25 protein-coding genes are annotated in these 26,062 nt (G+C 41.7%); 12 read left to right on the top strand and 13 right to left on the bottom strand.

Annotated elements, in window-relative coordinates:
* Positions 1-7 precede the first annotated feature (7 nt).
* Both HCN54_RS14410 and HCN54_RS14415 read right to left on the bottom strand, forming a co-directional pair.
* The gene (locus tag HCN54_RS14410) at positions 8-733 is read right to left on the bottom strand and encodes an FKBP-type peptidyl-prolyl cis-trans isomerase (protein ID WP_167598334.1); all 726 of its coding nucleotides are present in this window, start codon (positions 731-733) and stop codon (positions 8-10) included.
* An 81-nt stretch (positions 734-814) separates the two neighbouring features.
* Positions 815-2,179 (bottom strand): acyl-CoA dehydrogenase family protein, encoded by a 1,365-nt coding sequence (locus HCN54_RS14415; RefSeq protein ID WP_167598335.1) that lies wholly within the window; start codon positions 2,177-2,179, stop codon positions 815-817.
* Between the two features lie 163 nt (positions 2,180-2,342).
* On the opposite strand from HCN54_RS14415, the gene HCN54_RS14420 reads away from it, so the two are divergent.
* The 4 genes from HCN54_RS14420 to arsB are packed head-to-tail and all read left to right on the top strand — an operon-like array spanning position 2,343 to position 4,884.
* A complete protein-coding gene (locus HCN54_RS14420) occupies positions 2,343-2,675 on the top strand; it encodes an ArsR/SmtB family transcription factor (RefSeq protein ID WP_167598336.1) in 333 nt (110 codons plus the stop codon).
* Between the two features lie 50 nt (positions 2,676-2,725).
* Positions 2,726-3,193, top strand: coding sequence for a DUF6428 family protein (locus HCN54_RS14425; protein WP_167598337.1), 468 nt, complete (start codon positions 2,726-2,728; stop codon positions 3,191-3,193).
* Positions 3,194-3,212: 19 nt separating this feature from the next.
* Positions 3,213-3,833, top strand: a complete 621-nt coding sequence (locus HCN54_RS14430; protein ID WP_410503591.1) for a low molecular weight phosphatase family protein — start codon at positions 3,213-3,215, stop codon at positions 3,831-3,833.
* A gap of 4 nt (positions 3,834-3,837) precedes the next feature.
* Entirely contained in the window at positions 3,838-4,884 is a 1,047-nt protein-coding gene (gene arsB / locus HCN54_RS14435) for an ACR3 family arsenite efflux transporter (RefSeq protein ID WP_167598339.1), read from the top strand.
* A 22-nt stretch (positions 4,885-4,906) separates the two neighbouring features.
* On the opposite strand, the gene HCN54_RS14440 is transcribed toward arsB, so the two are convergent.
* The 11 genes from HCN54_RS14440 to HCN54_RS14490 form a co-directional block, all read right to left on the bottom strand.
* Complete coding sequence (locus HCN54_RS14440; protein WP_167598340.1) at positions 4,907-6,037, bottom strand: M23 family metallopeptidase; 1,131 nt, start codon at positions 6,035-6,037, stop codon at positions 4,907-4,909.
* A 36-nt stretch (positions 6,038-6,073) separates the two neighbouring features.
* Positions 6,074-7,150 (bottom strand): PA0069 family radical SAM protein, encoded by a 1,077-nt coding sequence (locus HCN54_RS14445; protein WP_167598341.1) that lies wholly within the window; start codon positions 7,148-7,150, stop codon positions 6,074-6,076.
* Between the two features lie 174 nt (positions 7,151-7,324).
* Positions 7,325-8,587 (bottom strand): hypothetical protein, encoded by a 1,263-nt coding sequence (locus tag HCN54_RS14450; protein ID WP_167598342.1) that lies wholly within the window; start codon positions 8,585-8,587, stop codon positions 7,325-7,327.
* Positions 8,588-8,752: 165 nt separating this feature from the next.
* A complete protein-coding gene (locus HCN54_RS14455; RefSeq protein WP_167598343.1) occupies positions 8,753-9,535 on the bottom strand; it encodes an enoyl-CoA hydratase/isomerase family protein in 783 nt (260 codons plus the stop codon).
* A gap of 30 nt (positions 9,536-9,565) precedes the next feature.
* The gene (locus tag HCN54_RS14460) at positions 9,566-11,029 is read right to left on the bottom strand and encodes a sensor histidine kinase (protein WP_072980774.1); all 1,464 of its coding nucleotides are present in this window, start codon (positions 11,027-11,029) and stop codon (positions 9,566-9,568) included.
* A 28-nt stretch (positions 11,030-11,057) separates the two neighbouring features.
* Entirely contained in the window at positions 11,058-11,606 is a 549-nt protein-coding gene (locus HCN54_RS14465; RefSeq protein WP_167598344.1) for a CopD family protein, read from the bottom strand.
* A gap of 95 nt (positions 11,607-11,701) precedes the next feature.
* Positions 11,702-14,884 (bottom strand): VPS10 domain-containing protein, encoded by a 3,183-nt coding sequence (locus HCN54_RS14470; protein WP_167598345.1) that lies wholly within the window; start codon positions 14,882-14,884, stop codon positions 11,702-11,704.
* 60 nt (positions 14,885-14,944) lie between these two features.
* On the bottom strand, positions 14,945-16,288 hold the full coding sequence (locus HCN54_RS14475; protein ID WP_167598346.1) for an MATE family efflux transporter: 1,344 nt from the start codon (positions 16,286-16,288) through the stop codon (positions 14,945-14,947).
* A 98-nt stretch (positions 16,289-16,386) separates the two neighbouring features.
* Positions 16,387-17,427: a ferrochelatase gene (gene hemH / locus HCN54_RS14480; RefSeq protein ID WP_167598347.1), complete on the bottom strand. Its 1,041-nt coding sequence runs from the start codon at positions 17,425-17,427 to the stop codon at positions 16,387-16,389.
* Between the two features lie 100 nt (positions 17,428-17,527).
* The gene (locus HCN54_RS14485; protein ID WP_167598348.1) at positions 17,528-18,262 is read right to left on the bottom strand and encodes a ThuA domain-containing protein; all 735 of its coding nucleotides are present in this window, start codon (positions 18,260-18,262) and stop codon (positions 17,528-17,530) included.
* A gap of 2 nt (positions 18,263-18,264) precedes the next feature.
* A complete protein-coding gene (locus tag HCN54_RS14490; RefSeq protein ID WP_167598349.1) occupies positions 18,265-19,152 on the bottom strand; it encodes a helix-turn-helix transcriptional regulator in 888 nt (295 codons plus the stop codon).
* Between the two features lie 190 nt (positions 19,153-19,342).
* On the opposite strand from HCN54_RS14490, the gene hemA reads away from it, so the two are divergent.
* The 8 genes from hemA to hemF are packed head-to-tail and all read left to right on the top strand — an operon-like array spanning position 19,343 to position 26,040.
* The gene (gene hemA, locus HCN54_RS14495) at positions 19,343-20,608 is read left to right on the top strand and encodes a glutamyl-tRNA reductase (protein WP_072981749.1); all 1,266 of its coding nucleotides are present in this window, start codon (positions 19,343-19,345) and stop codon (positions 20,606-20,608) included.
* Between the two features lie 3 nt (positions 20,609-20,611).
* The gene (gene hemC, locus HCN54_RS14500) at positions 20,612-21,529 is read left to right on the top strand and encodes a hydroxymethylbilane synthase (protein ID WP_167598350.1); all 918 of its coding nucleotides are present in this window, start codon (positions 20,612-20,614) and stop codon (positions 21,527-21,529) included.
* A 20-nt stretch (positions 21,530-21,549) separates the two neighbouring features.
* Positions 21,550-22,206, top strand: coding sequence for a uroporphyrinogen-III synthase (locus HCN54_RS14505; RefSeq protein ID WP_167598351.1), 657 nt, complete (start codon positions 21,550-21,552; stop codon positions 22,204-22,206).
* A 33-nt stretch (positions 22,207-22,239) separates the two neighbouring features.
* A complete protein-coding gene (gene hemE / locus HCN54_RS14510; protein WP_072981753.1) occupies positions 22,240-23,271 on the top strand; it encodes a uroporphyrinogen decarboxylase in 1,032 nt (343 codons plus the stop codon).
* Complete coding sequence (locus tag HCN54_RS14515) at positions 23,268-23,759, top strand: DUF6973 domain-containing protein (protein WP_072980790.1); 492 nt, start codon at positions 23,268-23,270, stop codon at positions 23,757-23,759. Before hemE ends, HCN54_RS14515 begins: the two co-directional genes overlap by 4 nt.
* Positions 23,756-24,496, top strand: a complete 741-nt coding sequence (locus tag HCN54_RS14520; RefSeq protein ID WP_167598352.1) for an EI24 domain-containing protein — start codon at positions 23,756-23,758, stop codon at positions 24,494-24,496. The genes HCN54_RS14515 and HCN54_RS14520 overlap by 4 nt, the downstream gene beginning before the upstream one ends.
* Positions 24,493-25,119: a hypothetical protein gene (locus HCN54_RS14525; RefSeq protein WP_167598353.1), complete on the top strand. Its 627-nt coding sequence runs from the start codon at positions 24,493-24,495 to the stop codon at positions 25,117-25,119. The genes HCN54_RS14520 and HCN54_RS14525 overlap by 4 nt, the downstream gene beginning before the upstream one ends.
* Positions 25,120-25,137: 18 nt before the next feature.
* Positions 25,138-26,040, top strand: a complete 903-nt coding sequence (gene hemF / locus HCN54_RS14530) for an oxygen-dependent coproporphyrinogen oxidase (RefSeq protein ID WP_167598354.1) — start codon at positions 25,138-25,140, stop codon at positions 26,038-26,040.
* Positions 26,041-26,062 lie beyond the last annotated feature (22 nt).

The raw sequence follows: 26,062 nt of genomic DNA on the forward strand, positions 1-26,062 counted from the left end.
AATCTACTTATTGTTTGATTACGTCAAGAAGCTCAACAGTGAAGATCAAAGTCTCACCAGGACCAATTTTAGGCCCAGAACCACGCTGACCGTAAGCAAGATCTGCAGGGATGTAGAATTCATATTTTGCACCCTCTTTCATTAACTGAAGTCCTTCAGTCCAACCTGAGATTACTTGGTTTACACCAAATGTAGCCGGCTGCTGACGCTCATACGAACTGTCAAAAACGGTTCCGTCAAGTAATTTTCCTTCATAATTTACCTGAACCTGATCTGTTTCTGCAGGAGATTCCCCGCTTCCTTCTTCGATCACTTTGTATTGAAGACCGCTTTCTGTAGTCTGCACGCCTTCTTTCTTAGCATTTTCAGCTAAATATGCTTGCTCTGCTTCTTTCTTTTCAGCAGCAACTGCAGCTTGCTCTTCTTGTTGTTTCTCGCGTAATTGCGTTTGAAACTGATTCATAATGCGACGCATATCTGCCTGCGGAATTTCAACACTATCCGTAAGTGCTTTTTGTACTCCGCTATAATATACATCTGCATCAAAAAACTCTTCAGCATTATCTCCTAAAGCTTGCTTGAATTGTGCTCCGGTATTAGCACCGATGATATATGAGACAGAATCTTTAAAGGTTTTAAGCTCAACATTGCCTCCTGAACCCATTTTTGAATCGTTACAATTCACCAAAGTAAGCGCAACAGGTAACGCCAGAAATAATCTATTGAATTTCATTTTATAGTTTTTAAAAATTTCAGATGCAAATAACGGCATATTAAAACACCTATAAAAATCTTTTAGAGTTGATTGTGTTTTCTAGCTCACAAATGCGCTGTAGCCTGTAATTGCTCGACCTACGATGAGCGAATTGATCTCTTTTGTGCCTTCATAACTATAGATCGCTTCGGCATCAGCCACAAAACGCGCTACATCATATTCTAATAAAATACCGTTACCACCCATTACTTCGCGTGCTCTACTTACTACATCACGCGTACGCATAGAACAGAACACCTTAGCCAGAGATGCGTGCTCGTCGGTCAACTGACCGCCGTCTTGCATTTCGCTAAGGCGAAAGCATAAAGTTTGCATAGCCGTAAGATTGGAAACCATCTCTACCAAATGATTCTGAATCAGCTGAAAGCTTGCAATAGGTCTACCAAATTGCTCTCGTTTTTTTGTATACTTCAATGCAGCTTCATACGCTCCGCGCGCGCAACCTACCGCCTGCCAAGCCACACTCGCACGCGTCATTTGTAGCACTTTGGCCGTATCTTTAAAGGAGTTTGCGTTTTGTAAGCGATCGCTTTCCGGTACGCGGCAATCGGATAAGGTGATCAGGGCGTTTTGTACAGTACGCAACGCCATTTTATCTTTCATTTTCTCAGCGTGAAAACCGGGGTTTTCTTTACGTACAATAAAGCCTTTAACCCTTCCGCTATCTTCATCGCGTGCCCAAATGATCGTAATATCAGAAAAGGTTGCATTCCCAATCCATTTTTTCTCACCATTTAAAACCCATTCATCTCCTACTTTTTTACAGCTGGTTCCCAGACCGCCGGCAGCTCCTGAGCCTACTTCAGGTTCGGTAAGACCAAAAGCTCCAATTTTTTCAAACTTTTGCATTTTAGGCAGCCACTCTTGCTTTTGCTCCTCGCTTCCGCAGAGGTAAATTGATCCCATGGCGAGACCGCTATGCACACCAAAAAAGGTAGAGATAGACACATCTACACGCGCCAACTCCATTGCTAAAATTCCTTCAAGCAAAAAGGATTGTCCGGGACAACCGTAGCCTTTATAAGCAATTCCTGCTAAGTTTAATTCGGCAAACTTTGGGATGATCTCGTGTGGAAATTCGGCTCTATTCCAATATTGGTTAGCAATTGGCTTAACCTCATCTTCCATAAAATTGCGCATCTTCATTTGAATTTCACGCTCTTCAGGGGTGAGTTTTTGGGCCAGATTGTAAAAATCGCCATCAATTGGCGGCAGTTTGTGCTGCCCTTTTTTCGCTTGCGAATTCAGCATCTTCATCAAGCCTTTCAATTGGCGGTCATCTAAGTTGCCCACCGCGGCCATAACTTGCGACAAATCTACTTTTTGAGATAATTTATTGAGCGCTTCTAAGTCAACCGATTTTAAAAGGCCTATGGTATTCTTTACTTTTCCAAATAACGACATCGTTTGCGGTTTTAAATTTCAATCTAAAAATACCAAGCTTTGCTCGGGTGTGCAGCCAAAAAACTGTTAATAACAGGTTGATCACAGCGCTGCGTAAAAAAATGAGGCCATTTCTTTGTCATGAATTTCATTCATCGTAATATTGCAATGTAACAATTAAACAATGGGTTTAGCCAAAACCGAAATATTCTCTGATAGCCAAAATGCGATCGCCAAGTTTGCAAAAGCATTTGCGCACCCTGCGCGGGTATCTATTTTACAACACCTGTTTAAAATAGATTCTTGTGTTTGTGGTGATCTGGTTAATGAGATTGGTCTGGCGCAACCTACCATATCTCAACATTTAAAAGAGCTTAAGCATCTTGGTTTGATCAAAGGAAACGTTGAGGGCACTAGTGTTTGCTATTGTATTGACAAAGAAAACTGGACAGAGATGAAAAAATTAATGACCAATTTTCTAGACCAAGATCTATCTAACAGCGCAGATTGCTGCTAAAAAAAATTTAAAATCAATCATCGTAATATTGCGATATAACAATAAAGAATATGAAACTATCACAGGTCAAAAACGTTTTAAAAAACATAGAACAAATAGGGTTTCAATTACCTGACGGAAGTCTGGTTCCTAATCATTTTCACGTAACCGAAGTAGGCAAAGTGTCTAAGCATTTTATTGATTGTGGCGGCACATTGCGCCAAGAAGAGGTGGTGAATTTTCAATTATGGAATGCCGATGACTACGATCACCGACTGCATCCTGAAAAACTGCTCAGCATCATTGAGCTTTCTGAAAAAGTATTGAAGATTGAAGACCACGAGGTTGAAGTGGAGTATCAAGGCGAAACCATCGGAAAATTTGGGATCGATTTTGACGGAACAAATTTCCTTCTGACTACAAAACAAACCGATTGTCTTGCTAAAGACGCCTGCGGAATTCCTGCTGAAAAACCTAAAGTAAAATTATCAGATTTAAACCAAGAGCCTTGTTGCGGGCCTGATGGCAACTGTTGTTAACCCATTTAATCACGTTATGATGAACACTGTTTTATTTCCGGAAATCGACCAATTTATAAGTACGCTAAAGCCGGAAACTATTTCCGAAGAACGCAAAGCAACGCTTCAGCCTTTAATCGCTTTTATTCAAGAAAAAGTGAGTGCCAATGCAGCCGTACGCATCAATTTTATTTGTACGCACAATTCACGCAGAAGTCACCTCTCTCAAGTTTGGGCACAAACGATGGCCGCACATTTTAATATTGATAATGTAGTTTGTTTTTCCGGTGGAACCGAAGCAACGGCTTTGTTCCCGATGGTTGCAGAAACCTTAACAAACACAGGTTTTCAGATCGCAAAACTTTCTCAAGAGAACAATCCGGTTTACAGTATTAAATATGCCGAAAATGCGCACCCGGTTATTGGATTCTCAAAGCGACTAGATGATGCGTTCAATCCTACTTCAGCATTTGCGGCAATCATGACGTGTTCGCAAGCCGACGCCGTTTGCCCGTTTGTGCCGGGAGCAGAAAAACGTATTCCTATCACGTTTGACGATCCTAAAGCCTTTGATAATACGCCGCAGCAAGCTGAAAAATATCACGAGCGCAGTGAGCAGATCGCTACAGAATTATTCTATGTATTCTCAAAAATAAGCTAGTAGCATGAGTACCAAAAAATTAAGCTTTTTAGACCGAAACTTAACCTTATGGATTTTTGTGGCGATGGCGCTTGGCGTTGCCATTGGCTACTTTGTTCCATCCTTCCCCGAAGTGGTCAATACGATGAGTAGCGGCGCCACTAATATTCCGCTGGCGATAGGATTGATCTTGATGATGTATCCGCCGCTGGCAAAAGTGAATTACGCCCTATTACCCAAAGTATTCAAAAATGTCAAAATTCTTTCCATTTCTTTAATCCTGAATTGGATCATTGGGCCGGTACTGATGTTTATCCTGGCCATTACCTTTCTTCAGGACTATCCTGAATATATGGTAGGATTGATTTTAATAGGTCTTGCGCGGTGTATCGCAATGGTTCTGGTATGGAATGACCTTGCAGAGGGAAGCAGCGAATACGGCGCAGGTCTCGTAGCATTAAACAGCATTTTTCAAGTGTTTGCTTACAGTTTTTATGCGTGGATCTTTATCACCGTACTTCCGCCCTATTTTGGATTTGAAGGTGCGATCGTAGATATTTCCATTGCTACCATTGCTGAAAGTGTTGCCATCTATCTAGGGATTCCGTTTGTGTTGGGAATATTGAGTCGGTCAATTTTGGTACGATTAAAAAGCGAATCCTGGTATAACGAGAAGTTCATCCCCACAATTTCGCCAATTACGTTGATCGCTCTGCTTTTTACGATCGTGGTGATGTTCTCGCTTAAAGGCGAACTCATTGTCGAAATTCCACAGGATGTTCTGATCGTGGCCATCCCACTCTTGATCTATTTTGCTTTGATGTTTATCATAGGTTTCTTTTTTACCAAAGCAACGGGCGCGACTTATGACAAGACGGCTTCTGTAGCATTTACCGCAGCCGGTAACAATTTTGAATTGGCGATCGCAGTGGCCATCGCTGTTTTCGGGCTCAATTCCGGGCAGGCGTTTGCGGGTGTTATTGGTCCGTTAGTTGAAGTTCCGGCGTTGATCTTTTTGATACGTGTTTCGTTTTGGTTTAGAAAGAAATACTTCCCAAAAGCTACCGCATAAATTATCTCGCAGTATCAAGAAACTACAAAGCTTTTACTAAACTTTGATGCACAAAAGCCCGCTGGGCAGTAGACGTTTCAACGTGGAGCCAATCGGCACTTTTACCTAATAAATGCACGGTATCCTTTCGCGAAAGCGAACCAATTTTTTGTGATTTCGCCGAAGCGCTACTTCTCAAATTGGCTTGTGCAGTTTTGATCGTATAGGTTTTATAAAATTCTGTTGAAGTATCAAGGGCCGATAACTCCGGCTCTTCTTTTACAAACGGCAACGGATTGATCGCTCCGCGGCTGTACACGCCAAAATGTAAATGTGGCGGAGTGGTACGTGCGTTTCCTGTGTTGCCCACGAGCCCCAAAGTGTCCCCCACTTTTACACGTTGGCCGCTGGTCGCGATAATGCTGTCCAAATGCGCATAGTACAGGCTGTTGCCAAACAACCCCTCACGCAACCAAATCTGCTTACCGCCCAAACCGCGATTTCCGGTTCTGCTTACATAACCATCAACACTTGCGACTACCGGCGTACCCCGCTTGGCAAAAATATCTATCCCCTCGTGGCTGCGCTTACCACCATCACGCGCTGCTCCCCAAAAGCTCTGAATGGATTTTGCAGAAGCGCCGCTTACCGGAAAATAATACGAAGGCTTGCTCTGAATGCGTATTGCAAAACTTGAACTCGTATTCAATCCCGGCTGAAAAAGAACTTTATAGGTGCCTGAATTTTTAGGTGAAAAACCTAAAGTGGAAGCTTCATAATCGGCTTGCTGTATCAATTTATAAGGACGGATACTGTCTGAAGTCTTTTCATAGAGATCGATAAAAATTTTCGGTTGAAGCGTATCTGTCTGAATACTGAAGGTATAGCTGCGTCCGCGTTCCAGATTAAGATCATAACCATACACCGGTTGAATTTCCGGATTGAATATTCCGGTTTCTTGATAGGGAGAAGCAACTTGCAAACTATCGTTCAACGCATTTTGAAAAGCGTTCGTCCACAAACGATACGGTAACAAATCTGCATCAAAATTACGCGCGTATACTTCGCGTGCGGTAGGCTGCGTGATCACATCGGTCACTTTAGTAAGCTTTCCGCAGGAAAAACAGAGGAGCACTATAACGACTCCAATAAATTTTAAAAAATGATTTTTCATAGCTTCTGATAATAATCAGAAACTGTGCCAATTGCGCTAAAATAGCGATAGTTGTCCCGGGCGGTATTGCTCAAAGAGTTCGCAATTGAGCGGAGCGATACTTCGGCCTTTAAGATATTTCTTTCTGCCGAGCTCAATTTGTGCTGCGATTTGCTTTGCAAATTCACCGCTACCGCGCATACGGCGACCAAATTGCGAATCGTTCAAGTTGCCCTCGTGACACGCAGCGATCTGATTAAGCACTTTATCTGCGCGGTCTGGCATCGCGGTTTTAAGCCACTGCTCAAAGATCTTTCCAATAGCACCATTCAAACGCACCACAGTATATCCTACCGATTTTGCTCCGTGATCTGCCGCGGCTTTGATCAAAGGCAACACCTCATGGCTGTTGATTCCCGGAATGATGGGCGCGGTCATCACATTTACCGGAACTCCAACTTCTGCGAGTTTTTTAACCGTTTCCAGGCGTTTTTTGATGCTGGCAGTTCGCGGCTCTAACAAGCGACGCGTTTTTTCTTCTAAAGTAGTGATCGACATATTGACCTGAATCAGATTATAAGAAGCCAACTCTTTAATGACGTCCAAATCCCGCTGAATCAACGCATTTTTTGTAATGATCGCCACCGGATGCCGGTAATTGAGAAAGGTCTCGAGTAATTTACGGGTGATCTTAAATTGCTTTTCTGCAGGCTGGTAACAATCGGTATTTCCTGAAAGGACAATGGGAGACACTTGCCAGGATTTTTTAGCCAGTTGTTTTTCGAGCAGACGCACCGCATTGCGTTTTACGAGAATGCGGCTCTCAAAATCCAAGCCTGCATCGTAGCCCCAATATTCGTGCGAATTACGCGCATAACAATACACACAACCGTGCTCACAACCCTGATATGGATTTAAAGAATAACCCATTCCCACATCTGGGCTTTCTACTTTATTGACGATGGTTTTTGGGAAGGTGTCTATAAGAAGAGTTTTCAGATTTTGAGGCTCATCCCCTTCTTGCGCGCAGTAATTGAGAAAATCATCTCGCAGCTCGTGACTGTTGGCATCAAATCTATTGGCGATATGACGCTGTGCTCCACGCCCTTTTAAATGTTTTCCTTCGGCTTGCATAAAATCGGATTTATTACAAATATATGGAATATTTCCTATTTAAAATTACTCGATTTCATAACTGGCGAAGACCATTTCTGATTATTTCATTAACGTTTTTGCGCATATATTTCATAATCCGTCAAAAAGCGAACAACAAGTGACATCATATATTTTCATCATTAAACATTTTAATCAAATTCTTGTTGTTTTATAAACTTTATCCTTATTAACTTCTTTATAATTAAATATTTCTTTAGTTAATGTTAATATTTGCAAATCCCAAGTAAACCCATACAACTTACCCAAAAACCGACCATTTCTTTCAATAAAAGATAACTTTAATCGATCCTTTTTTAGATAGACTGAGCCTATATATTCTACCTGTTGTTTTGACTCACTAATTTTTCGAAGTCTGACTAAAAATTTATTTTGAACATCAAAATCTGTAATCAGATGTCCGTTATAAAAGGATAGTATACTTCCATCTTCATCTTCATACCAAGTACCTTTTAAATTTTCCATTTTATATAAAAACCCTCTTTTTTCGGCAGAAGTAATCTCATTATCAAATAAATACGAATTTCTAAAGTTATTGTTTGATAAGTCAATCGCTTCATTTTTTGTCCATCTTTTCGTCGATAATGTTTCTGAATTAAATGGATAATATGGATACTTAAAATTTAAAATTTCTTTTATAAATGATGTTATGTCTTTAACAACATCTCTTGGATACTTAATAACTTGTTCTTCCGAATAACGCAAAACAATAATTCCATTTTCACTAAACCGAGAGTCCCTTCTATAATCAATATATGAGTCTTCCTCTTCAACATATTGATTATTAATATAATGAATAATTTCTCCACTTTCTGCTATATAAGGTTCATCTATTTCAATATTTATTATTATCCTAAAATCAAAGTAATTGATAATTATTAAAAGATCCGGGTTTCCAATTTCATATTCTTCATCCTCGACATAGATCAAATCTTCATCAAAATATGGAGACTCTACTTTGATAATCTTTTTATTTATTAAAACGCTATCACCAAATTCTTGCAGTAATTCTTTTCTAAAAATTCTCTCACCAACACCGGTTTTCAATTCAGCATCAATAAATTTTAAGTCTAAATTTCTTTCAAAAAAAGATTTATATTTTTTTTTGACTTCCTCAATATTGGTTTTATAAAATTGAATTGTTTCCTTTTTTAAATCCGTTTCATATTTGACAACATCTCTTTCATATAAATTTCTCTGATTTTCAAATTCCGTTTTATCATTTTCGTATTGAATAAATCTTCTTCTGCTTATACCAAAGATAAATTCCCATGTATTTCTTATTTGAGGCCTTTGTGGAAATAATTGATTAAAAGAAGGTTTTGTTGTATTCAATATTTTTTTATCGCACTGATAAAAAAAGTCTGAAATGAAATAGAATGGGTAATATTCATTCATCAATAATTATCTTTCTATAAATGTTTTACGATTCGTTCTATCAAAACAAATATAGCCGTTTAGCACTTCTACTTTACAAAAACCAACAATTTACCTTTGATTATCAGATTATAAAACAAAAACCCGCTTAAAAGCGGGTTTTTAAATTCTTTAAGGCAGTGCCTTTTACTTCCCCGGAAATTCCGGTTTGCGTTTTTCTAAAAATGCAGTGGTTCCTTCTTTAAAATCTTCGGTGGCGAAAGAGGCACCAAAACCTTCAATCTCGGCGTCGTAACCGTTTACTCCGGGTTTAAAACCGGCATTTACCGCTTGTATCGCGGTGGCAATGGCAACACCGCTATTGTTTAAGATCTTACCCGCAATTTTTTCGGCAAGTGCCATCAACTCTTCTTGCGAAGTCACGTGATTCACTAAGCCCGATTGAAAAGCTTGATCGGCATCGATCATCCCGGCAGTCATAATCATTTCAAAAGCGCGGCCTTTACCAACCAACTGTGGCAATCGCTGCGTGCCGCCATACCCGGGAATCAAGCCCAGCGAAGTTTCCGGCAAGCCCATGCGCGCGTTGTGACTGGCAATACGTATGTGTGCCGCCATCGCGAGTTCGAGGCCGCCACCCAAAGCAAAACCGTTGATCGCCGCAATGACCGGTGTGCTTAGATTTTCAATAAAATCAAAGAGTAATTTTTGACCCTTTCGCGCTAGCAAGGCACCTTCTTCCTCTTCAAAATCAGCAAATTCGCTGATGTCTGCACCGGCCACAAAAGCCTTCTCCCCGCTTCCGGTTAAGATGATCACACCAATATCTTCATCGGCATCTGCTTCAGCAAATGCGTCGTGCAGTTCTTGAATGGTTTCTTTGTTGAGTGCGTTTAATTTTTTAGGTCGGTTTATGGTGATGATCGCCAATTGATCATCTACCTCATAGATGAGATTTTCAAAATTCATAGTCAATATTTTTGCTCCGCAGCGCGGAAATTAAGCTTCAGCTTTAGGGAAGGTCACTTTAAAAACAGTGCCTCGATCTTCCTTAGAAGTAAAGGTAATGGTTCCGTTATAGGTTTCCACAATATTTTTAACCATTGCCAGCCCAAGTCCCATTCCGCTTGACTTGGTGGTGAATTTTGGCTCAAAAACCTTTTCGATATTTTCTTCCGGAATTCCGTGACCATTATCACAGACCAAAATACAAACCTGGTCTTCATCACTTTTAATCTCCACACGAATCTTAGGATCTTCAACCCCTTCTGTCGCCTGAATTGCATTTTTAACCAGATTGGTGATCACGCGTATGAGTTGCGTACGGTCTAATTTTACCGTGATCTCGTCAGCATCGGTGCCAAAAGTGAGGTAATGTTCTGTAAAGATATCCAGTGCCAATTTGGTCACGAAAACCACATTTAGCGTCTCGTTTTGCTGCGCCGGCATTTTAGCAAAATTAGAAAACGCCTCAGCAATCGAACTCATCGTATCTATCTGCTGAATCAAGGTTTTACTGTATTCATCTAGCTTTTTATGAATGTCCGGATCGTTGGGATCAAAACGCATTTGAAAACTCTGTACGGTAAGACGCATTGGCGTCAACGGATTTTTGATCTCGTGCGCCACCTGCTTTGCCATCTCGCGCCAAGCCGCTTCCCGCTCACTCTGCGCCAATTTTGCCGCACTGTTTTCAAGTTCGTCGATCATTCCATTATACGAGCGCACCAGGTTGCTAATCTCTTCGCTGGCATCATCGATCTCAATACGCTGGTTGCGTTTATCAAGCCGCGTCTGGATCATCTTATCGCTTATGGTTTTTAAGCTGGAAGTTATATAACGAGATAAAAAATAAGAGAGTACCGTTGCAATCAACAACATAAACAAATACCCTTCTGCCAGTCTACGTAAGAATTCATCAAGTTCGCGGGTGATAAAATCATCATCCTGAATGTAGGGCAAATTCATTATCGCCAGCGGCTTGAATTTATTATCGTTGATATAGGTATAGGAAGATTGATATTTTACGCCATCGATCTCAGATTGTACAATCCATCGTTTTGTAGGCGTGTTAGCCAGTCCTTCTAAAACCGAAGGATTCAAGCTGGTTTCCAGAGTGTCTTCGGTAAAGGTTTCTTTAGATTTGACGAGTAGTTTTCCGTTAAGATCATAGATGTTTATAGGCAGTTCGTGAACATCGGCAATGCGATAAATATCATTGTTGTACTTTAAAATAAACGGAATGTTCTTAGAGATAACCTCATAAGTGGTCTGGTCCAGTACATAATCAATCTCTGCGCGTATCTGATCTTCTTTACGCAATAAGCGGTCGCGATGATACTCTTTTGCTTCCTCTTTATACTGAACCACGCTGATGATCCCGATGAGAATAGAAGCTCCTAAAATGAGCAACACCATCCCAAAAAAGATACGCAGGCGTAAAGAAAGCTTGTTGAATTTCATCGAAAACTAATTATCAAAAATCGCGCCGTTAGGCATTAGGATTTTTTTCGCGAATGCTTTTATAAAGTTTAATTCCCAACATTAAAAGCACTGCTAGACAGATTAAACCGGCTAATCCCCAAATCCAGTTGGTGGCACTTTTAGTAATTACCAAAAAGATCACCGCAAATAGAATTAAGGTTGGGCCCTCATTCCAGATGCGCATATATCTGGTCGTATAATTAATCTCACCGCGTTGCAGTTGCTTAAATATTTGATGACTTTTAAAGTGATAGGCATACAACAACACGACAAATGCTAATTTAATTTGCATCCAAGGTGCATACAAAAGCCCCGGATTTAAATGCAACATCACAAATGCAAATAGACTGGCTAAAATCATCGAAGGCCAGGTGATGATCTTCCAAAGGCGTTTGGTCATCAAAGCCAACTGATCGCCCAGAATGCTTCGGTCTGGTTCCGGTTTTTGGGAAGCCTCAATCTGATACATAAACAGGCGCGGTACATAAAACAGTCCCGCAAACCAGGTTACAATAAATATGAGGTGCAGGGATTTAAAGTAGTTGTAGTATTCCATAAGTCAAAGGTAACCCGAAATAATAAAAAACGATTCGTCGCCTATGCGAAAGGCGAGAATCGTTTTCTAATTTCTATTATATTTAAGCGCTTTACCTATTCTTCTGCTACAAACAGATAATTGAGCTGCATCGCATTGAATTCTTTGTTAAACGCGGCAACCTCATCGTTTACCAGCGTATCAAACTTGTTTAATTCTGCATCTATTTTAGCCGTTAGTTCATTTTTCACCGCGATATCTTGATCTGTAGGTGCAAAATCTCCCATTCCCACTAACGAATTCAAATGCGCCAATTTATTGGTCAATTTGATCGGGAAATTAAGCGGATCCTGACCACTTCGGTTTTTGGTTTGATACAGCGCTTTTTCAATTTCCTCAAGATCTTCCCGCAGGGTTTTAGACTTTTCCCGAAGTTCTTCAGTATCGGGATTGTCTTTATACTGCTTTTCAAAAGCACTCAACTGCGTGTTGATGTTTCTGATCTTTTTGATGCTCTGGTGCGCGTGATCTACAGTCTCATTTACATCTGAAATAAAATCAAATTGCGCCTGCATATCTGCAACGGTCGCTTCAGAACGTGGATCTGCCAGAACGGTGTATGGTTGCGTATAATCAGTTCCGTTTACATTCAATTTTACAGTGTATTCACCGGGGATTTGCTGTGGCCCCTGAGTACTCGCCCACCACAAGATCATTCCCGGAAGTCGCTCTGCGCCGTCATAGGTCATATCCCAGTTGAATTGATTAGCCCCTTCTTTGACTTTTAATTTATCGTCACTTCCTTTACTGCTGTACGATTTGATCGTATCGTTTTTAGCATCAAAATACGTCAATGAAATGCTGTCTTTTTCAGCATCGTATTCCGGAAGGTAGAAATAGGTCATCACGCCGCTTGGATGATTGGTCCCTGCCGAATTCGACTTGCGACTACCGCCGTCCATTCTGTAAGTATCTTTTGGTTTATACAAATGCACTGCATCGGTATCTTCTGCTTCGATCGCCTGATGCAACATACTTAAATCATCAATGATATAAAGGCTTCGCCCTTGTGTTGCTACGATCAAATTGTTCTCCTTAAGCGCCAAATCAGTAATCGGAACAATAGGTAAATTCAGCTGAAAAGGTTTCCAATTTTCACCGGCGTCAAACGAAATGTACATTCCGGTTTCGGTACCTGCATACAATAAACCTTCTTTTTCAGGGTCTTCGCGCACGACACGCGTGAAGTGCTCTGCTTCGATTCCGTCAGTGATTTTTTCCCAGCTTTTACCGTAATCTGTAGTCTTGTATAAATACGGTGCAAAATCACCGGTTTTATATTTGGTCCCGGCGATGTAGCAGGTGCCCTCGTCAAAATAACTCGGCTCAATACTGTTGATCATCATCCACTCGGGCATTCCTTTTGGCGTTACATTCTCCCAGTTTTCACCGCCGTCGCGCGACACATAAACCAAACCATCGTCGCTACCGGTCCAGAGCAAGCCTTCTTTCAACGGACTTTCATTAGCTGCGAAAATGGTACAGTAATATTCTACGGAAGTATTGTCTTGCGTGATCGGCCCACCGGAAGAACCTTGTTTTGATTTATCATCAGTGGTAAGGTCCGGGCTGATCACTTCCCAACTTTGTCCTTCGTTTGTGGTTTTATGCACGTGATTACTGAAGGTGTACAACACATCTGGATTGTGACGGGAGAACATAATGGGGAAATTCCATTGAAAACGGTACTTCATATCTTCAACACCGTGGCCCATTGGGTTATCTGGCCAAACCGAAACCGAACGCACCGTGTTGTTCTCGTGATTCACTCGGGTTAAGAAGCCGTCATAGCTTCCACCATAAACGATATTTGGATTTTCTGGGTCTACCGCTATATGCGCACTTTCGCCACCGGCTGTGCTTTCCCAATCTTCTTCACTAATGCTGTAGCCATCTGTTCTATGTGGAATTCGCACCGTAGAGTTGTCTTGCTGCGCTGCATAAATGCGATACGGAAACTGATTATCTGTCGCTAATCTATAAAACTGCGCAGTAGGCTGATTGCCGTAAGTACTCCAGGTTTCTCCACCATCATAAGTGATCTGAGCGCCACCATCATCTCCCATTACCATACGCATAGGATTTTCTGGAGCGATCCATAGATCGTGGTGATCCCCGTGCGGCGCATTATGACTTTCAAAAGTTTTACCGCCATCGGTACTTTTATGATAGCTCACATTAAGTACATACACGACATCTTCATCTTGAGTATCTGCATATACTTTAGTATAATACCACGCGCGCTGTCTTAAGTTGCGATCGGCGTTGATGAGTCTCCAGCTGATACCGCCGTCTTCACTTCGATAGAGACCACCTTTATCTTTATTTTCAACCATCGCAAAAACACGTTCTGAATTTACAGGCGAAACCGCAACTCCAATGATTCCTAACGTATCTGTTGGGAACCCGCTGTTTTTTGAAATTTCTTTCCAGGTTTTACCGCTATCAGTAGATTTCCATAAGGCTGAACCTTCACCACCACTGATAAAGCTGTACGGCGTTCTGCGGGAATGCCAGGTTGAAGCATATAAAACACGTGGATTATTTGGGTCGAATGTCAAGTCGACTGCACCGGCATCTTCGGTAGCAAAGAGCACGCGCTCCCAATTGGCGCCACCATCTGTAGATTTGTAAACTCCACGCTCTTGCGTTGGTTTATAAATATCTCCCAAAACCGCAGCATAAACAATGTCTGGATTGGTAGGATGTACACGTATTTTTGAAACGTGTCGGCTTTTAGGTAAGCCTGCTTTTTCCCAGGTTTTACCGGCATCTGTAGATTTCCACATTCCGTAACCGGAAGAAACATTTCCGCGCAGCGTGTTTTCACCACCACCCACATAAATGATATTGTGATCGCTAGGAGCAATTTCCACCGCGCCTATACTTCCGCCGAAATAACCATCAGAAATATTGTCCCAAGAACGACCACCATCTTTGGTACGCCATACGCCACCACCGGTAGCTCCAAAATAGAATAAGTTGGGTTTACCCGGAACACCGGTCACCGCCGCACTACGACCACCTCTAAACGGACCTATAAGACGATATTCTAAAGCTTCATAAAGAGCTTCATCAACGTCCTGTGCTTGAATATTGGTTGATGAAAGAAAGAACAAAGAGCAAAATAGCCCAAGCAAACAAGATACACTGCGAAATGCATTCCGCGCGCTTCGCGTTGTTTGAGTGTAACCGCTTGCGGCATTTGACCCTCGATTAACGAGTAAAAGTTTGTGCATAATTAAAAGACTTAGTTAGTAGCTAACTAAGTTAATCATTACAATCTTTTTTGAATACCTCTAGTCTAATTTTAGGCGTGTTTCTCGCCATAAAAAGTAAGCCGTAACTACTGTTGATAAGGTATCAGCAATGGGAAAAGAAATCCAAACGCCTAATTCGCCAAAGTAATTAGGAAGTATAAGCACCAGCGGAATAAAGAAAAATCCTTGTCTGGTGAGCGTTAAAAGCAATGCCGGAGTTGCTTTACCAATCGCTTGATAATACGCCGAACCAATTAACTGAATCCCTATGATAGGAATCGCTGCAAACACCCAGCGCATCGCCCAAGGAGTATCGCGCAGCACCGCTTCGTCTTGCGTAAAAACCGAAACAATCGCTTCGGGGAACGCCATAATTGCTATAAAGATCAGTACGGCAACCCCGCAAGCATAATAGATCGCTAGCTTGATGCTTTGACGCACCCGATCAAAATTTTGCGCTCCGTAATTGTAACCGGCGATCGGTAGAAAACCTTGGGTAACCCCAAGGACGGGAAATAGAGCGAACATAAGCATACGACCTATGATCGCATAGACTGTGACCGAAGCTTCGCCGCCCAGTTCAAACAGAATATTGTTCATCAACAAATAGGTTAAGCTTACCACTGCTTGTCGCGCAAGGGTCACAAAACCTAAAGCCGACATTTCTTTTAAAATAGGCCAGTCAAGACCAAAATGGCTGACATCAATTTTCAATTCAGAATTGTCGCTTAGGAAGTACCATAACACGTAAAAAAAACAACAGATGTACGATGCTGTGGTTGCCCAAGCGGCGCCTTCCATCCCCATATCTAGGATGTTGATTAAGAGATAGTCAAGAATCAAGTTCCCTAACGACGGAATGATCATCGCAATCATTGCAAATTTAGGTTTGCCTTCGGCCCTGATCACATTGTTGCCCATCATACACAGCGCAAGTACCGGCACTCCGTAAAGTACAATTCGGTAATAGATCTTTGCGGGCTCAAAGATGTCGCCCTTTCCTCCGAAGGCAGGAATTAACTGATTGATAAAAACCAAGCCTAAAATCACCATACTGATGGTCAACAGTAAGGTTATGGTTATTTGATTACCAAAGGTTTTTAGCGCCTTGCTCTTATCATTAGCTCCTAACGCGCGAGAAATAATAGAAGAACCACCTATCCCGATCGCCATCCCCAAAGCTGCAATAAAAAAAGAAACCGGCAGCACCACATTGATCGCTGCGATCGCAATACTCCCAATCCAATTGCCCACAAAAATGGTGTCGACAAGAATATTGAGCGACATCACTAGAATGCCTATAGATGCCGGCACTGCTTGCTTGATAAGCAGCGTGCTGATTGGTTCGTTTCCTAAAGCTTCAGAACGTTCAGTTTTTAGCAATTTGTTTTGGGTTAAAAAGATTCATGCTTGTAAGTATTCTCGAAAATAAAAATTCCAGATGCTTACAAAAAAAGATTCCCGCCTACGCGGGAATGATGTTATGCTTTAGCTTTTGAGGCTTCAACTAGTGCCCAATCGTTGATCCAGGTAGCAACAACATGCGCCCAATCGTCGCGATCATTTAAGCAAGGGATAGTGGTAAATTCCTTACCGCCCATCTCGTGGAAGATCTCCTCGCCTTCCATCGCAATTTCTTCAAGCGTCTCGAGACAATCACTCACAAAAGCCGGAGTAACGATTGCTATTTTTTTGATGCCTTCTTTACCAAAACGCTCTATGGTACGATCGGTATAGGGTTGCAACCACGGGTCAAAACCTAAACGAGATTGGAAAGAAGTGAAATAGGTTCCTTCTTTTAAATTGAGTTTTTCAGCAACCTGGCGTGTGGTTTCATAACACTGGTGGCGGTAGCAAAACTGATGTGCCTGAGAAGGCGTCTGACAACAGCTGCCGTCTATTTTACAATGACTTTTTGTAACGTCGCTTTTGCGAATGTGTCGCTCAGGAACTCCGTGATAACTGAAAACCAACATCTCATAGTCAAGGTTTTCAATTTTCTCGTGAATGCTTTTTGAAAGTACTTCAATATACTCCGGCTTGTTGTAAAACGCAGGAATATCTGAAAAACGCATATGCGGAAAATGTGCTTTACGCAACTCTTCAGCTAAAACAAGAATGGTTTCTGTTGTCGCCATAGCAAACTGAGGATACAAGGGAAGAATCAAAACCTCATCTACACCTTTTGCATTCAACTCTTCAAGACCTTCTTTTAGGGAAGGTGTGCCGTAGCGCATCGCCAATGCCACAGGAACATCAACTTTCTCTGAAACTTTTGCCTGCAGGCGTTCACTCAACACGATCAAAGGCGAACCTTCGTCCCACCAAATTTTTGAATAGGCTTCAGCAGATTTTTTTGGTCGGGTATTTAAGATGATTCCTTTTACAAGCAGCGTGCGCGCCCAAAGCGGGACGTCGATCACGCGCTCATCCATCAAAAACTCTCCTAAATATTCTTTTACATCCTTAGGATCGGTGCTTTTAGGCGATCCCAAATTCACTAGAAGTACTCCTTTTTTCATGCCTTTTTTTTAGTGCGTCAAAATTACGACTTATCAATTTTTTAGAAATACGATAACTATAAAGCTTATGTGAAACTTTATTGAGAAAATCTATTTTAATTTATTCCATCAACCAGCGCATCACACTTTCCAGATGTGCCTTAAATGCCACCTCATCATACGCTTCGTCGGTGTGGCCGCCGCCGGTATAATACATTCTACCACCATCAAAATCCTGATACCAAGCAATGGGATGATAATCGCCGTTGGTTCCGCCTTCATAGCTGCTTTCATCCAAATACAATGTAGGAGTCACCGCGTCACTTAAATTGTAGTAGTTATACCACTCGTCTGTGCGCTCAAAAGTTTTAGCATACATGCTGGTGGTTACGTGCGGAGCCGCTTTTTTTAAGGATGCCTTCCGCACATTTGGATTATTAGGATGATCTTTAAAATAACCACCCACTAATTTACCGTACCACGGCCAGTCAAACTCAGTATCTGTGGCTGCGTGGATGCCCATAAATGCACCGCCGTTTTGAATATAATTTTTGAACGCAGCTTCCTGATCAGGACCTAAAATATCTCCCGTGGTGCTTAAAAAAATAACAAGATCGGTTTTAGCTAAATTTTCAGTATTGATAGCCAAAGAGTCTTCGCTTTGCGTGATCTGCCAACCTTCCTGAGCTCCTATATCTTTAAGCGTTGCAACTCCTTTTTCTATGGAACCGTGACGCCAACCCATCGTTTTGGTAAAAACTAAAACGTGCTTTGTAACAGGTTGGTTTGTTGTTCTGGTCGAATTGCAACTCGAAAGAATCAGCAATAGACCTAAAACCGGGATTAATTTTCTCATAATTAGCTTAAAGATTGAATGTATTTTTTGGGCGTAGTCCCGTATTGTTTTTTGAAAGCCGCAATGAAATGACTTGCAGTACTGTAACCAATTCGCAGCCCTACTTCATTTACATTGTGCGAACCGCTTGCCAATAATTGGCGGGCAACTTCCATCTTATAATCGAATAAAAAACTATAAACCGAGTCCCCATAGATCTGCTTGAAACCTTCTTTGAGTTTATTGAGGCTAAGATTGATCTCATCGGCGAGTTCCTGTAGCGATGGCGGTTCGGCCATTCGTGCGATCACGATGTCTTTAGCGCGTTTAATCTTTGCTACATTATCCTCATCAACCAAAAACGGACACTGCTCCACATCAGCTTCAGACGGACGGTTAAAATACAAGCTGATCAATTCGTAAACCTTCCCTTTAAAGTACAAAGCCTTGACCGAAGGATGCAGGTTGTAATTCATCAATTGGTTGAGCACAATCGCCATGGAAGGTGAGATCAAACCGTCTTTGTAATATTTTCGGTCTCGATTTTCGTCACTTAAAAAGGTGATAAAATCTGCTTCTCTTGAAAAGAGCGAATGAAATTTCTTGATCGAAATAAACACCGAAATCACCCAACTCTCCGGAGCGATCTCCAAATTAATGGGTAAATCCCGCTGCGGATTATACAGCAACAACGAATGCTCCTCCGCAAGCGGAAGTTTGTAATTTCCTTCATTAAACTGAAAGACCGAATTACCCTTTGCACAAAAATGAAATTGAATAAAACTACTATCAACTTCACGGGCTATCTGTTGGGCTTCAGTGGTTTCATTATTAAATTTTAGAATAAAAAATCCCTCTTCAATAGTGGTTTCACTATATAAACCTGTAGCGATATTTTTGACTGCTTCCATAACTTTAAAAATAAACTTTATTTAGATTTATTCTAAACAGTATCGTTTCTTCATCTTACAACACCTCACTAAATTAGCCCATTTGCAGCATTTTCCTCAAAAAAAGAGCAATTTATTCGGTCATCGTTAAAAATCATACCTCTAGCGTTATTTTTTGAAGCTTTACCGAAATACATTTGCACCCGAACTTATGAATACAAACGGCAAACGACATTTTTACCCGGCTTATCCCGGTGATTTTTTCGCCATCGGCTTAAGCTATTTAAAAGCAGATGCTGAAACGCGCGGGCATTTTAGTGTTGATAGTACCATTCAAGAAGCGATTTTAAGTCGCGCTCACGAAGAGGGTATTGAAGGCTTGAGTATTATTTCTACCTGCAACCGTACCGAATTGTATGGTTTTGCTCAAGAACCTTTAGACCTCATCAAATTGTTATGCGAGCACACGCGCGGCACCATTGAAGAGTTTAAAGCGGTCTCTTACGAGTACAAAAACGAGCAAGCCGTCGAGCATCTTTTTAAAGTGGGCACCGGTCTTGACAGTCAGATTCTAGGAGATTTTGAAATTATAAGTCAGTTAAAAAGTGGCTTTAAACGCGCTAAAAAACTCAATTTGGTCAATCCGTTTATGGAGCGATTGATCAATGCCGTGATTCAGGCGAGTAAGCGCATAAAAAATGAAACCAATATTTCGAGCGGGGCAACTTCAGTGAGTTTTGCTTCGGTTCAATATATGTTATCCCGTGTTCCTTTTATTTCAGAGAAGAACATTTTGCTTTTCGGTACCGGGAAAATTGGGCGTAATACCTGTGAAAATTTGGTAAAACACACCAAAAACGACCACATCACGCTCATCAACCGCACCAAAGACAAAGCCGAACGCATCGCGGGGAAATTCAATCTTATTGTTAAGGATTACGCTGATATTCAGTCGGAAATCGCTCAAGCAGATGTGCTCATTGTAGCAACAGGCGCACAAAAGCCTACCATTTCAAAAGAGCTTTTATACCTCAAGAAACCCTTACTTATTCTCGATCTGAGCATTCCGAAAAACGTGAATGAAAACGTTGAAGAAGTAAACGGCGTAAGCCTGGTGCATCTTGACCAACTTTCAAAAATCACCAACGATACGCTCAATCGCCGCAAAAAGCAATTGCCGCAGGCAGAAGCTATCATCGAGGAAATTCAAGAGGAATTTTACGAGTGGTTAACCGCGCGTCAATTTGCTCCTACCATTCGCGCTTTAAAGATGAAATTGGCCGATTTTAAAGATGGAGAGATCGACAATCAGCGCAAAAAAATTGATGGTTTTAATGAAGAACAAGCCGAAATTATCAGCGAGCGCATCATTCAAAAAATCACTACTCAGTTTGCAAAACACTTAAAAACCGAGGATTTTTCAAATACCGAAAGTCTGGAGTTGATACAGAAAGTGTTTAAACTTCAAAATAACTAAGCTTTGGCAAAAACCATACGCATAGGTACCCGCGATAGCGAACTAGCGCTTTGGCAGGCACATACCGTACAGAATCAATTGGAATCTTTAGGTTATAAAACCGAGTTAATCTCGGTAAAATCAACCGGAGATCTTATCCTTGACAAACCGCTTTACGAACTTGGAATAACCGGTATTTTTACCAAAACTCTTGATGTTGCGATGATCAATGGCGACGTAGATATCGCGGTGCATTCTATGAAAGATGTTCCCACGCAACTCCCTAAAGGTATTGTGCAAGGTGCGGTTTTACCGCGTGCTGCTACCGAAGATATTTTTGTCTTTAAAGGTGATAAAAACGCTACAGATTTTTCAGATTCTGTTACCATTGCTACGGGAAGTTTACGCCGCAAAGCGCAATGGCTTAATAAACACCCAAAGCATCAAGTGGTTGATCTACGCGGAAACGTGAACACCCGCCTGCAAAAGGTTGCCGATAATGATTGGGCGGGGGCTGTTTTTGCAAAAGCCGGTTTAGAACGCATTAACTTGAAGCCCGAAAATCACGAAGTTTTAGACTGGATGATTCCTGCTCCGGCACAAGGCGCAATGGTGGTCGCAGTAATGGATAATGATGTTTTTTGCAAGGAAGCTTGTGCAAAACTCAATGATGCTGATGCAGCGTTAACCACAAAAGTTGAGCGCGAATTTCTTCGGAAATTAGAAGGTGGTTGTACCGCTCCTATTGGTGCGATCGCAAAAATTGAAGACGACCATATTCATTTTCATGGAGCGCTTTTCAGTCTGGATGGAACTCAAAAATTGGAGATTAAAGAAAGTATTCCGATTTCAGAATGTCAGGATTTTGGTGCGCTATGTGCTTTAAAAATTCTGGAAGAAGGCGGCCGCGAATTGATGGAAGCTATTAAGAAAGAACTTTAAAAATCCCCTCATCCTCAACAATGAAAAGCATTCTTTCCACAAAAAAACTCACTTCTGCTCAAAAGAATTTGATCTTGGGCGCAGGTTTTTCAGTGGTTGAATATGATGCGATTCAAATTGAATTTCTGGATGTTGAATTTCCGAAGAACTTAGAAAATCTGATTTTCACGAGTAAAAATGGGGTTCAGGCTTTTTTAAACACGCAACCCGATTTAAATACTGAAACGTTCAGCTGTTTTTGTGTAGGTTCTAAAACCGAAAGTTCTTTGATCAAAAAAGGCTTTAATGTGGTGAAAACTGCTCAAAATGCAGCAGATTTAGCCGATTTCATCGTGAAAAACCACAAAAATGCGCATTTTTCATTCTTTTGCAGTGTAATAAGAAGAAATGAACTTCCAGATTGTTTGACTAAAAAACAAGTGTCTTTTGAGGAAATTGTTTGCTATAAAACAAAAAGCAATCCGCAAGAATTCAAGCAGGAATTTGACGCCATTCTTTTTTTCAGTCCGTCTGGAGTACAAAGTTTTTCGGCTGTAAATCATTTTAAGACTATGCTTTCGGTTTGCATTGGTAACACCACTGCTGCCGAAGTTCAAAAACATACCCAAAACGTTACCGTTGCCAATGCCACTACCATCGAGAGTGTTATTGCGCGGGCGGTAAAGGCTTTAAACTAACCTCGGGTGCGCTCGAGACGACAAGAAACTATTATGATCAAGAACGATTTATTTTTAAGAGCATTAAAGGGAGAAACGGTAGAGCGCCCTCCGGTGTGGATGATGCGTCAAGCGGGACGTTATTTACCCGAATTTCAAGAGATCAAAGCAAAATATGATTTCTTTACCCGTTGCCAAACTCCGGAGCTTGCCAGTGAGATCACCGTGCAACCCATACGCCGTTATGGGATGGACGCCGCGATTTTATTCAGTGATATTTTGGTGATTCCGCAGGCGATGAATATTCACGTAGAGATGAAACCTGGCATTGGGCCGTGGTTGCCAGATCCTATTCGTTCTCACAAAGACCTAGATCGTGTGATCGTACCGGACATTAACGACACACTGGGTTATGTAATGGACGCCATTAAAATGACTAAGGAAAAACTCAACGACGAGATTCCGTTAATAGGTTTTGCCGGTAGTCCGTGGACGATCTTGTGTTATTGCGTGCAAGGTCAAGGTTCAAAAAACTTTGATATCGCAAAAGAATTTTGCTTTACCCAGCCCGAAGCTGCACACGCGCTGCTTCAGAAAATCACAGATACCACAATTTTATATTTAAAAGAAAAGGTAAAAGCCGGAGTGAATGCCGTTCAGGTTTTTGACAGCTGGGGTGGAATGCTCTCTCCGGTAGATTATCAAGAATTCAGTTGGCAATACATTCAGCAGATCATTGATGCTTTAAAAGAAGAAATTCCGGTGATTGCCTTCGGAAAAGGCTGCTGGTTTGCGCTAGGCGAAATGGCAAAAAGTGGTGCTTCGGCATTAGGTGTAGATTGGACGTGTAGCCCACGTAACGCACGCTACCTAACCGGTGGCAACATTACGCTTCAAGGAAACTTTGATCCTACGCGCTTGTTTTCGCCTCCGGCGGAAATAAAACGTATGGTTACCGAAATGATTGACGCTTTTGGAAAAGACAAATACATTGTGAATCTAGGCCATGGTATTCTACCAAATATTCCGCTAGAAAATGCCGGCGCGTTTATTGAAGCCGTAAAAGAATACAAAGCTGAGCGATGAGCATACTTGCCCGTTTAAAAGGATTGAGTTTTTCTCAGCTTTTTAAGCTGGCGGGTCTTTTTGTTCAAAACCCGGGATACGTTTTTCTGACGGCGAAGGCCTCAAAAAAAGCCTTGAGCATCGCCACTAAATACTACGGGAATACCCATCATAAAAGCAATAAAGCAAATGCGTTTAGACACGCCGTTTGGAATGTTCTTCTAGGCCAGGCGGTGTACAAAAAAACACAAAGCCTGCGCCAAGCGCAAGATTGGGCTCAGCGTTTTACAGATTTACATGAAGAACTTTTTGTAAACCGAAAAATGGATCGTGTGATGGATTTGCACAACAATGCGTTTGGTATTCAAGCCCTTCGCATGTTTGCAAACAGACCTGAAGCTGAAGCAATTCATTTTTTACGGGAAGCTGCAGAAAATGCGATCGCAATAGCCAGCCCTGCTGAAGCAGAAAATCACCAGAATAAATTGGTTTATATTCCTAAGTCATGATTAAAGCATTGCTCAACGGACTCCTCGCTTACAAAGATGCGCTGCCGCTCATAAGTAAGCTAAACCTGTGGAAATATTTTGCAGTTCCCATGCTCATTAGCTTTATTACGGCTTTAAGTATTGGCTTTAGTGCCTATGGCTTTTCTGACGATCTTGGAGGCCTGATTTCTTCCTTATGGATCTGGGAATGGGGAGCCAGCACTGTACGCACCATAAGTGATATCGCCGGCGCGCTCCTCATCATTGCTCTCGGCCTCATCGCTTACAAACACATTGTAATGGCCTTGTCCGCTCCGTTTATGAGTCCGGTATCAGAAAAAATAGAGGCCCATTTATATGCTAATGTGCATCAACATCGCAACACTTCAAATGCGAGTCAGCTTTTACGCGGTCTTAAGATCAACCTCCGCAATTTAGCCTGGGAACTACTTTTGAGCATTCCTTTTTTGCTTTTGAGTCTAATTCCTGTTGTTGGTGTTTTGGCAACTGCAAGCCTCTTTCTGATTCAAGCGTATTATGCCGGTTTTGGGAATATGGATTATACGCTGGAGCGCCATTTTAGCTATCGCGAAAGCATCAACTTTGTTAAAGCGCATCGCGCTTTTGCCACCGGAAACGGTATCGTTTTTATGCTGTTTCTGCTCATTCCGTTTGTGGGAATTATTTTGGTGTTGCCTATTTCGGTGACTGCCGCAAGTACGACTACCCTTCAGCTTCTTAAAAAGCAAAGTCTATGATGCGTATTTTAGAAAAATATGATACTTCATTAGTCTACACCGGCGTGGCCATGAATCTTTTGCTGGCCTTTCAATATTTTAAATTCTGGTGCTGGCCGCAGTATGGGGATATTGATACCATTACCACGCTTACGCTTTTTATAACTTTTGAATTTATTCTGGTACATAGTGGTGTTTTTATGGCGCTGGCACCCCGTAAAATGTCCTTGTTCCTGTTTTTTCCCTTTTACGGCGTTTTCGCTTACGGATTTTTTAAAGCCGGAAACAACCCTTTTATCATTGTCAGCTATTTGCTCATTATGCTAAACAGAATGCGTTTCGCGTTTTCTGATGTTTCCGAAGCTATACGCTCCCGGGCTATTTTAACCTCTATTCTGGCGGCAGGCATCTATTTTGTTTTGATATTTGTAGTCCTGTTTAGCCAACCTATTTTACCTGATTTAGGTTTAAATGAACCCTTTTTAAAACAATCGGGCTATTTTGAACAAAACAGTAGTGGCGGACTTTTCAACGAAGATCCCAAAACAGCTTTATGTTTTGGTTGTATTTATTATTTAATTCTAGCATTAATTGAGGTCAAACTCATTAATCGTGCACAAAAATCTTCTATCGCCACGCATTAAGACCACAAATAAAATTTTATGAGAGAACAGTTTGTTAGCTATATAAAAAACCTGCAAGATCAGATCACCGCAAAGCTTGAAGCTATTGATGGCAAGGCTACCTTTAAAGAGGATCTTTGGCAACGTGAAGAAGGTGGCGGTGGGCGCACCCGAGTGATCGAGAACGGAAATGTGATCGAGAAAGGCGGTGTTAATATTTCTGAAGTTCACGGCCCACTAGCCCCGGCGATGCAACAGTATTTTAAGGTAGGTGACGTTGATTTTTTTGCGTGCGGACTCAGTCTGGTCATTCATCCTAAAAATCCTTATGCGCCTACAGTGCACGCCAATTGGCGGTATTTTGAAATGCTCGACAAAGCCGGAAACCTTGTAGATTCTTGGTTTGGTGGCGGACAAGATTTAACGCCTTATTATCTTTTTGAAGAAGATGCGCAGCATTTTCACCAGACGTGTAAAACAGCTTGTGACAAGCATGATCCGGAGTTTTACCCGCAGTATAAAAAGCGTTGTGACGAGTATTTTTACAACAGTCATCGCGGGGAAGCCCGTGGTCTTGGCGGCTTATTTTTTGACTACCTCAAAGCTACCGATGAACGCTCAATGCAAGACTGGTACAACTTTGTAACCGAGGTTGGCGATAGTTTTCTCACGGCCTACGCTCCTATTCTTGAAAAGCGTAAAGGTCTAGCCTACGGCGAAAAAGAGCGTGATTGGCAAGAAGTGCGCCGCGGCCGTTATGTAGAATTCAATCTTGTTCACGACAAAGGCACACTTTTCGGGCTAAAAACTAACGGAAGAATTGAAAGTATTTTGATGAGTCTTCCTCCGGCAGTACAGTGGCGCTACGATCACCATCCCGAGCCGGGAAGCCCCGAAGCGCAACTGGTAAACGTTTTAGAAAATCCTAAGGATTGGGTGTAAAAAATTGAAATAAGAATTAAGA

It is taken from the genome of Leeuwenhoekiella sp. ZYFB001 (assembly GCF_011784865.1).
GTDB lineage: Bacteria > Bacteroidota > Bacteroidia > Flavobacteriales > Flavobacteriaceae > Leeuwenhoekiella > Leeuwenhoekiella palythoae.